The sequence below is a fragment of the Lactobacillus sp. UMNPBX17 genome (assembly GCF_002553735.1).
Taxonomy (GTDB): domain Bacteria; phylum Bacillota; class Bacilli; order Lactobacillales; family Lactobacillaceae; genus Lactobacillus; species Lactobacillus gallinarum.
On record NZ_PCYT01000177.1, the window covers coordinates 1 to 455 of the forward strand.

General features: G+C 61.3%; 1 protein-coding gene. It reads left to right on the forward strand.

The genetic code is table 11. The features are described from left to right. A partial coding sequence (locus CP368_RS10180) for a hypothetical protein (RefSeq protein ID WP_199161344.1) occupies positions 1–455 on the forward strand: 455 nt, incomplete at both ends.

Sequence of the window (455 nt, forward strand, 5' to 3'; positions counted from 1 at the left end):
CTCGCCGCCGAGGAACTCGATCTGCGTCTGGCCGAGCTAACCCTCTACCCCGCCGAACTCGTCGACGAGTACCCTATCGACGACGACATCGTCGCCGTCGTTTCCCGGATCACCGGGCAGGCTCACCTGTCCAAGCCATCACGTCATTATGTGCGTCGCTGGCTCACCGTTCTACTCGATCGGACCCTCACCGGCCACCCACTAGACGCGATGTCCGAGGAGTACCAACGTCTTCGCAACACCCCCGCTCACCGCATTGCTTCCAAACTGCTCACCGAAGCTGAAGATCTCGTTTCGACCACCTTCCCAATCGAGGAGGAGCTCTTCCTCGCCATGTCAGTCGCCGGAATGCGCACCCCCGACAGTGCGCAGGGTCGTCAGCTCTTCCCCGCTGACGAGGAGGTTCCCGGCCTCGTCGACGCCATCTTTGAACGTATCGCCGAGATCATGCAGAT